The 6,931-nt window shown below is 48.1% G+C and carries 8 protein-coding genes; 2 read left to right on the forward strand and 6 right to left on the reverse strand.

Annotation, left to right across the window (positions count from 1 at the left end; translation table 11 throughout):
- The 6 genes from IQ219_RS14865 to IQ219_RS14890 form a co-directional block, all read right to left on the reverse strand.
- A partial coding sequence (locus IQ219_RS14865; protein ID WP_194073121.1) for a cbb3-type cytochrome c oxidase subunit I occupies positions 1–1,579 on the reverse strand: 1,579 nt, incomplete at its 3' end.
- A 147-nt stretch (positions 1,580–1,726) separates the two neighbouring features.
- Entirely contained in the window at positions 1,727–2,353 is a 627-nt protein-coding gene (locus IQ219_RS14870; protein WP_194073122.1) for a Uma2 family endonuclease, read from the reverse strand.
- A 30-nt stretch (positions 2,354–2,383) separates the two neighbouring features.
- Positions 2,384–3,223, reverse strand: coding sequence for a prephenate/arogenate dehydrogenase (locus IQ219_RS14875; RefSeq protein WP_194073123.1), 840 nt, complete (start codon positions 3,221–3,223; stop codon positions 2,384–2,386).
- Between the two features lie 59 nt (positions 3,224–3,282).
- Positions 3,283–3,561, reverse strand: a complete 279-nt coding sequence (locus IQ219_RS14880) for a BrnA antitoxin family protein (protein ID WP_190598028.1) — start codon at positions 3,559–3,561, stop codon at positions 3,283–3,285.
- Entirely contained in the window at positions 3,524–3,799 is a 276-nt protein-coding gene (locus IQ219_RS14885; protein WP_190598029.1) for a BrnT family toxin, read from the reverse strand. Before IQ219_RS14885 ends, IQ219_RS14880 begins: the two co-directional genes overlap by 38 nt.
- 72 nt (positions 3,800–3,871) lie before the next feature.
- Entirely contained in the window at positions 3,872–4,843 is a 972-nt protein-coding gene (locus IQ219_RS14890; RefSeq protein ID WP_194073124.1) for a glutaminase, read from the reverse strand.
- A gap of 34 nt (positions 4,844–4,877) precedes the next feature.
- On the opposite strand from IQ219_RS14890, the gene IQ219_RS14895 reads away from it, so the two are divergent.
- Positions 4,878–6,554: a M14 family metallopeptidase gene (locus tag IQ219_RS14895; protein ID WP_194073125.1), complete on the forward strand. Its 1,677-nt coding sequence runs from the start codon at positions 4,878–4,880 to the stop codon at positions 6,552–6,554.
- Positions 6,555–6,616: 62 nt separating this feature from the next.
- A complete protein-coding gene (locus IQ219_RS14900; protein ID WP_228017159.1) occupies positions 6,617–6,880 on the forward strand; it encodes a 50S ribosomal protein L7/L12 in 264 nt (87 codons plus the stop codon).
- Positions 6,881–6,931 lie beyond the last annotated feature (51 nt).

A 6,931-nucleotide genomic window follows, 5' to 3' on the forward strand; every position in this document is an offset into this window, starting at 1 on the left:
CTGTAATGGTGGGAATAACTTCGAAATTTTCCTCCGGTGGCGGTGAAGGGGTGGTCCACTCCAAACCTAAAGAATTCCAGGGATTATTGCCCACCCGACGACCCTGAAAAGCAGATGCCACCATATTGGCAATGAAGGGCAAAGTAGACATGCCCAGCAAGAACGCTCCTAAACTAGCTACCACATTCCAAGCTGTATATTCGGGGTCGTAGGAAGAAATGCGCCGTAACATCCCCTGTAGTCCGATGGGATGCATGGGGAAAAAGTTTAGGTTGGCACCAATGAAGGTCAAAGCAAAATGGAGCTTACCCCAGGCTTCGTTATACATACGCCCAGTCATTTTCGGGAACCAGAAGTAAATCGCCCCATAAATCGCCATGGTCACGGTGCCGAAGACAACGTAATGGAAATGCCCCACCACAAAGTAGGTGTTATTAACGTGTAAATCGAAGGGGGCGGAAGCTAACATAATGCCCGTAATGCCAGCAAATAGGAACATTAAAATTCCTCCTAAGCAAAACAACATGGGGGTTTTCAGGCGCAAACTTCCTCGCCACACCGTGGCTGTCCAGGCCAAAACCTTAATGCCGGTGGGCACCGCAATAAGCATGGTGCTAGCCATGAAAAACATTCGCATCCAGTTGGGGGTGGCACTGGTAAACATGTGGTGTACCCAGACGAAGGTGCCTTGGATAGCAATGAGAAAAGAAGAGATGGCGACGGTTTTATAGCCAAAGAGTGGTTTACGGGCAAAAACCGGTAGTATTTCCGAAAATACCCCAAAGGCGGGCAGGGCCATGACGTACACGGCCGGGTGGGAATAGAACCAAAATAAGTGTTGGTAAATAATCGGGTTGCCCTGGTTAAAGGGGTCAAAAAAGGTGGTGCCAAAGGAGAGGTCAAATAGCAACATGATGGCCCCGCCTGTCAACGCTGGCAGACAAAAGAGTTGCAAAATTTGGGCACTTAAAATTGTCCAGACGTAAACGGGCATTTTCAACAGGGTTAGTCCCGGTGCCCGCAATTTCCAGACAGTGGTGACAAAGTTAACCCCCCCCATAATGGAAGAAACGCCGGAAGTGGCCACTGCCAAAAGCCAAAGAAATTCACCATTAATGAAGTTGCCCGACGGATTTTGGATGCTCACCGGAGGATAGGACCACCAGCCGGCCTGGGCTGTGCCAGTGGGCAGGAAAAAACTACCAATCAGCAATACTCCCACCACAGGCATGAGCCAAAAGGCGATCGCATTTAACACGGGAAAAGCTACGTCTTTAGCACCAATCATTAGGGGAATTAAGTAATTGGCTAATCCCACATTGGCGGGAAAAATCCAGAGGAAAATCATCATGGTGCCGTGGAGGGTGAATAGACCGTTGTAGAGGCTACGGTCCACCACGTCCAATTGGGGGGTAAGCAATTCTGCCCGGATAATCATGGCCAATAATCCCGCCACTAAGAAAAAGCAGAAGGACATCAGCAAATATTGAATGCCGATGACTTTATGGTCCGTGCTGAATTTGAGATAGTCGTGCCAGGGGCGTTGAAAGGGAACCGATGCGGTGGGCTGGTGGGTCATGCGCTCTGAGCGGGAAAGGGCAGTGCTTGTTTATTTTTAACAGAAAGCCATGCCGGGGGCACCGATTGTTCCTAAATTCGTTCTGGATTAATGCTCAATTTCCCTAATTTATCCCCCTGGCGATCGCCGTTCTCAATCTATCCATCCCTATTGTCCATAGGCTAATACTTGTCCTGCCGTCAGATTGAGGTCAGGAAATTGGGAAGAGATAATAGGATCATCTCCGCGCAACAGTTGCATTTGATAGTCACCGTCAACCAATTGGCAGATTGTTAGGGTTGGTTGCTTGGGGCGACCAATGTAACGAGTTCCTCCCAGCCCGCCATGATCGACAATCCAATATTCGGGAATACCCAAAGTGGCATAGTCCTCGACTTTACGGGCATAGTCGTTTTGCCAATTACCACTCACCACTTCTGCGATTAGTCGAATGGAACTCCCCAAGGTAAGAATGGATTGTTCTGGCCACAGGGTTTCCTCAATCAGGGCAAGGCGATCAACAACCATCACATCGGGACGAAAAGCAGTCATAATCGTACTACTTGGCCGTAAAAGTCCCCTTTGTAGAATAAACCAGGGGAAATTGGCTGTGTCAATTTGGGCACAGAGTTTGAGGGTGATAAAGGCGGCAATCTCTTCGTGGATTCCTGTCGGTTCCAAGTCAATCAGTTCTCCGTCAATTAATTCATAGCGATTGTCATCCCCATAGTGGAGACAAAAATGCTCGATGTTTAAAAGTGTTTTCTGGAAATCTCTATTGTTCAGAAGGATCATCGGTTATTTCCCCTGGCGATCGCCATTGGTTCACTTAATATAACTTCCCCGATCGCCGTTGGTTTGTTGTAAAAAACGATGGAGATCAGGCCATTGTTGATTACCAATTAGGGTGATCAACGCGTCCAACTGTTGACGATAGTCTTGCAAACTCTTTAGCAAAGCCGGTTGGTTATAGGTGGCCATCATAGTGCCCAACTCTGGGTTGCCTCCCCCCACCCGGCTGGTATCCCGAAAGCCCGAACTGGCTAGGTTTTGGGCTAATGTGAGAATATCCGCATTTTTTTCTCCAGCACAGGCTTGGATCAAAGCAGCACTGACCATCACCGGTAGGTGGGAAATCCAGGCCACCGCCTGGTCATGGTCTTCTGGGGTACAAAGGTAAATTTTTACCCCCAGGGGTTCCAACACTGAACGCAAACAAGCTAATTGAGCAGGGTTGGTATGTTCCGTGGGAGTAAGCACATAGGGAGCATTTAAAAACAAATTTTCTTCCGCCCCATCAATGCCTTGGGCCGCAGTGCCCGCCATGGGATGGCCCCCAATAAACCCTGGCCAAAGTTGGCTCGCTGGTGCGGCGATCGCCGTTTTGACCGAGGCCACATCGGTGACAATGGCCGTGGGAGCTAGGTGGTGAATAAGCTTCTCCAGGGTGGGCAAAATTAGTTGGATCGGAGTGCAAAGAAAAATCATTTTCGCTGTGTGCAGAAGAGATAAATCTTGCCCCGCTTCATCCACCAATTGCCTTTTTACTGCTTTTTCACAGGTGCTTTGTTGCCGGGATACTCCTATCAGATAATGGCCCTGACGACGCAAATCTCCCGCCAGGGAAGCTCCAATTAAACCTAAACCAACAACACCAATTTTCATTTGCCCAACTAAATTATTTTTAGACAACTCTCCATTCTGCAATCCCATACGAACTGAGTCTATTGTTGGTGCGCTTCCATATAGGCTCTTAGCAACTGATTGATTTGAGTTTGATAACCCCTCCCTTGGGATTTAAACCATTGCAAGACATCACTATCGATGCGGAGTGTGATTTGGGCTTTAGTTTTGGTCGCAGGTAAACCCCGCCGAACTATCGCCTTGGCAAACATTTCTGGGGTAACCTCCGGGCAATCGGACAAATCAATGTCTTCATCTTCCATGGCATCCAACCTTTGCCAATCAGTTTGAGAGTTGCTCGAAGTAAATTTTTTGTTCATATTTCGTTGCTTTTCTAGCGGAAATAATACGGGTGCAGTGCTTTGACTCAACATGGACAACAGCAACAACTCGCCCCTCCAATAAACCAAGTGTGACAAAACGTTGCTCTCCATAGTCAGCACGATTATCTTCAACCGTGACAATGTCGCTATTAAACACGGCTGGAACATCGGCAAAATCTATGCCGTGCTTACGAAGATTGGAAAGACGTTTTGCTTCATCCCATTCATAGTCCATAACTAAACGGACACTAAGGTTTCTCAATTGTAGCTACATTTTGTCGTTACGCACATGGAATTGGAAAAATCTTCACTGCTTAAACTCTGCCAAAAACTCCAATAGGGCCAGGGGAGCCACCGGGTTTCCTTGTTCATTCAAAGGGGGGCTATAGCAAGCAAAAATGGTCGGTGACTGGGCCGGCAAACAGGCCAGAACTAAGCCACTGACCCCCGATTTGCAAATGAAGCCGGTGCGTTGGAAAAATGATTCTGACATTGCATACAGTCCCGCTTTGGCCATGGTGCCCTTGACCCTGGCGGTGGTCTGGGGTTGTAAGGGCGCTTGGGGACACTGCAATGCCAGGCCAAGCTTGAATAAATCCTTGAGGCAACCACTCAAGCAACAAAGTTGGTTATAGGTTTCCAGAGCTAGGGCCGCATCTTCTACATAGCTTTTTTCTGCCAACAAATGGGCGATCGCCAGATTGCGGGGATTGGGTAGGGCATGGACGGAGGCTAATAGTTCTGGATCAAGCCAAAGTTGACATTGGGCGGTGTGATTTAACCAGGTGAGAAAATTTCTGCACCGTTGATTTGTTGTTGCCCCAGGGATATGACCTGCTAAACAAATGGCGCCACTGTTGACCATGGTATTGCGGGGGTAACCCCCATCCTGCTCCAATTGCTCCACGGAATTAAACGGTAAATGGGAAGGGCGATCGCCAACTTTTTGCTGGGCCCACTGCCAACCCCGGTGATGGAGTATATAAAGCCAGATAAAGGGTTTAACCACACTCATCAAACTAAACGTTAGGTCGGTATCCCCTGTTTCGTAAATAATGCCGTGTTGGTCACCAATGTCTAGGGCAAAATTGCCTGGATTAACCAAGCCTAACTGGGGAATGTATTGGGGTAATTTACCGCTGAGGGCTCGGTGCTGGGCCGTTTCCACCCATTCTTGCCACTGATGCGGTCTAATGGCTCTGTAATTGGCGATCGCCATGGTATTGGGTATAGATTGATGGTGTACGACTTTGGGATCCGAGTTTAGGCCAATCCCCATCGTTATTCACCCTTTGCGATCCGTTGCGTCCCCCATGACCGTTCCCCCTTTCGATTTCAGCCACTATTTCACCTACAAAGAAATAGACCAGTTTTTGCAACAACTTCAAACTAGTTACGGTTCCTTGCTAACGGTGCAAACCATTGGCCAAAGCTATGCTGGTAGAAACATTTGGGTGGCGATCGCCACTAATCAGGCCACAGGGGACTATTGTCATAAACCCGGTTACTGGATCGATGCCAACACCCATGCCGGAGAGGTAACGGGGTCGGCGGTGGCTTTGTATTGCCTGCATCAACTGATGACCAAGTATGGGGAAGATGCCCAAATTACCCACTTGCTCGACAATTACACCGTTTACGTCCTGCCCCGGTTAGCCATGGATGGGGCGGAGAAATATTTAACTACCCCCTACCTGTTACGTTCCAGTGTGCGACCCTACCCCTACCCCGAAGAACGAGATGGTTTATACCCCGAGGATGTCAACGGTGACGGTTTAATTTTACAAATGCGCCTTCCTGATCCCTGTGGGGCCTGGAAAATTTCTGACCAAGACCCCAGAGTCATGATCGGGCGATCGCCAGAGGAATTTGGCGGTGAATATTACACTTTGTTGCCAGAGGGTCTGATTCGCAACTATGACGGCTACGAGTTTGACCTCGCCCCCAGCCAGGAAGGATTGGACTTTAACCGCAACTATCCCCACCAATGGGCCCCGGAGGGACAACAGCAGGGGGCCGGAGATTTTCCTTTTTCTGAGCCGGAAACTAGGGCAGAGGCGGAATTTTGGCAACAGCATCGCAATATTAACGGTTTCATTAGCTACCACACCTATTCCGCCGTGATTCTGCGTCCCTACGCCTCCCAAGCAGATGAAAATTTACCCGTAGAGGATTTAAATGTGTACAAAATTCTGGGGGAAAAAGGCAAAGAATTAACCGGCTATAACTGCATTTCCGCCTACCACGATTTTCGCTACCATCCCAAGGAAGTCATCTATGGGGTGATGGATGATTATGCCTATGATCACTACGGTTGGTTTGGCTTTACAGTGGAACTTTGGGATGCTCCCACTGCGGCGGGCATTGAAAAAGAAGATTTAATCGAATGGTTCCGTTGGCATCCCCCGGAGGATGATTACAAGCTAATGCGATGGAATGACCAAGCCTTGAACGGCGAGGGTTTTGTCCATTGGCAACCCTTTGACCATCCCCAACTGGGTAAGGTGGAAATTGGCGGTTGGAGTTTTAAAACCATGTGGCAAAATGCCCCGGCCCAGTTTTTGCCCGAACTTTGCGAGCAACAGTTTCGCTTTGCCCTCACCCATGCCCTGATGTCCCCCTGCTTAGCAGTGGCTAAAACCGAAATCACCGCCCAGGGAGAAAATATTTACCAAATCACAGTGCAATGGGAAAACCAAGGTTTTTTACCCACCTACACTAGTCAAAAAGCGCTGGAACGAAAAGCGGTGCGCCCCATTCAAGTTTGCTTACAAAAGCCGGATAGCATGACCCTAATCACCGGCAAAGTTCACCAGGAATTACCTCATCTGGAAGGACGTTCCAATAAAACGAAATCTTCCTTAGCCAATGGAATTGATTATCGCTGTCACTTAACTTGGCTAATTAAGGGTCAGTCTGGAGAAAAGTTGACCATCACTGCCCAAGCTGAAAGGGCTGGCACGGTGCAAACAGAGTTAGTTTTATCCTAGGGGGTGGGCAATGGCAAAATCTTTTGCAAGTAACTTAATAAATCAGAAAAAGAGGTATGGACATGACTGTAGTTTTGATATTGGTAGTGCTAGTAATAATTTTTCTATTAACAATTTTTTTCCAGGGAGGTTCACCCACAATTAGCAAAGATTTTACTAATTCAAGAGACACTATTCAGCAACTGTCGGACGGTGAGAAGAAAGAAATTACGGCACTGTTAAGGCAAGGCAAGAAAATTGAGGCGATCAAAATCTGCCGCTCCCTCACTGGTTGTGGTCTCAAGGAAGCCAAAGACATGATGGAAAGATTGGAACGGGAAACCTGAATTGACCCTTTTCTCTGCATTATTTTCATCAACTCCGACCCTATAGAACTT

The organism is Synechocystis sp. LEGE 06083, from assembly GCF_015207725.1.
Lineage (GTDB): Bacteria > Cyanobacteriota > Cyanobacteriia > Cyanobacteriales > Microcystaceae > Synechocystis > Synechocystis salina.

Coding starts and splice junctions, on each gene's coding strand:
- IQ219_RS14885 (WP_190598029.1), bottom strand. CDS start 3,799: ATGGACTATGAATGGGATGAAGCAAAACGTCTTTCCAATCTTCGTAAG.
- IQ219_RS14895 (WP_194073125.1), top strand. CDS start 4,878: ATGACCGTTCCCCCTTTCGATTTCAGCCACTATTTCACCTACAAAGAA.
- IQ219_RS14900 (WP_228017159.1), top strand. CDS start 6,617: ATGACTGTAGTTTTGATATTGGTAGTGCTAGTAATAATTTTTCTATTA.
- IQ219_RS14875 (WP_194073123.1), bottom strand. CDS start 3,223: ATGAAAATTGGTGTTGTTGGTTTAGGTTTAATTGGAGCTTCCCTGGCG.
- IQ219_RS14880 (WP_190598028.1), bottom strand. CDS start 3,561: ATGAACAAAAAATTTACTTCGAGCAACTCTCAAACTGATTGGCAAAGG.
- IQ219_RS14890 (WP_194073124.1), bottom strand. CDS start 4,843: ATGGGGATTGGCCTAAACTCGGATCCCAAAGTCGTACACCATCAATCT.
- IQ219_RS14870 (WP_194073122.1), bottom strand. CDS start 2,353: ATGATCCTTCTGAACAATAGAGATTTCCAGAAAACACTTTTAAACATC.